The organism is Streptomyces sp. NPDC002513 (assembly GCF_053595355.1).
Window position 1 is genome coordinate 1 of sequence record NZ_JBSFXK010000159.1, and the last position, 1,552, is coordinate 1,552.

Genomic DNA, 1,552 nt, shown 5'->3' on the forward strand with positions numbered 1-1,552 from the left:
GTTTCCGCACCCATGAGGGCCGGGCCTGTCAAGGGGCGTAGATGGCTCTCGCCTGCGGCTTCTTGGTCGCAGGCAGGGCGTTTTCCTTGTTGGGCTTCTTCGTGTTCGTCTGTGGGACCGCCGCGTGGCAGGGGTCCAGTTGGAGCGCCCGGAGCCCCGCGAGGGGTGAGCGGGGTGAGGACGAACGAGCTGAGGCCGACGAGCGACGGTCGAGAATGAGGGCGAGGAAGCGTCACGGATATTCACAGGTACGGTCGTTGGCATCCCCGGCGTCCTGGTCGGCGGAATGGTCTCACAGGCACCCATTCGGCACCGGGCCGGCGCTCGGCGCCATGATCGTGGTGCGGGGATCCGGGCTGCTCAATCAGGTCATCGAGCGCGGCCGTCGGGCCGTCTCATGCGGAAACGCGAGCTCACCCGGGGTCTGCGACTGCCTGCGGCGATTGTCGTCTGCTGGGGTCATCGGCGCCTCTGGAGCTGGGTGGATTCGACCTCGCGCAGGAGGTGGTAAGCGCGGGCCAGCAGGCGGCGGGCCACTGCGGTGGTTGCGATCTTCTTGCCCCGGCGATGGGCGAGGCGCTGGTAGGCGACTGAGAAGTCCGGCGACCGCTTCGCGGTCTGGGCGGCCTCGCACAAGATCCACCGCAGCCAGTCCGAGCCCTGTTTGGAGATGTGCCCGTGCCTGACGGTGAGATCCGACCCCCGGACGGTAGGCGTCAGCCCGGCCCAGGCGGCAAGCTTGCGCGCGGACGGGAAGCGGGTGACGTCGCCGATCTCGGCGAGCATGACCAGGGCAGTGAGCGTGCCCACCCCCGGCAGCTGGGTGAGCGCCTTGACCCTGGGGTCGCCCCGCGCTTGTGCGAGCAGCTGTGCGTCCAAGGCGTCGATCGGCTCTTTGAGGGCGTCCATCAGGACCAGAAGATCGTCGACCACGCGGCGCGAGGCATCCGGCAGATCCAGGCCCTGCAGCCAGGCCCGGCCCGGAGCAGTGAAGTAGCCACCGGGCCGGTCGCAGCCGTGATCCGCCAGGACGGCGTGGACGCGGTTGCGCAGCAGGGTGCGCAACCGCACCAGCTGGCAGCGGTGCCGCACCAGGACCCGCTGCTGCCGCACGTCCAGCGGGGCGATCCACGCCTCCGGCAGCAGATCCGCGCGCAGCAACTGGGCCAGGGTGGCCGCGTCCACCTTGTCGTTCTTCAGTCGCGCAGAGGCAATCGCCTTGCACCGCAGCGGATGGACCAGATGCGGCTCGAAGCCGTAGTCCTCCAGCAGCTCCACCAGCCACCCCCAGCCGTAGGCGGCCTCGAAGGCGACCGGCGCCCCGATCGGAAGATCACCGATCACCGAAAGTACCGGTTCCACCCCGTTGGGCACGTTCCGGTTCACCCGCACCGTGCCGCCGTCCTCGACCACCGCGATCTGCGACCGCTTGCGGTGCACGTCGATACCGACGTAGACAGACATTGAGGGCCTCCCTCCTGAGCTCGTGCATACCCGGACGATAGGAACCACCGGGCTGAGCAGGGAAGGGGGCCCGGCCCTCATAGGATCA

1 protein-coding gene is annotated in these 1,552 nt (G+C 68.9%); it reads right to left on the bottom strand.

Annotation, left to right across the window (positions count from 1 at the left end; genetic code table 11):
- Positions 1 to 459 precede the first annotated feature (459 nt).
- A complete protein-coding gene (locus ACWD5Q_RS35475) occupies positions 460 to 1,464 on the bottom strand; it encodes an IS110 family transposase (RefSeq protein WP_451431184.1) in 1,005 nt (334 codons plus the stop codon).
- Between the last annotated feature and the right edge of the window lie 88 nt (positions 1,465 to 1,552).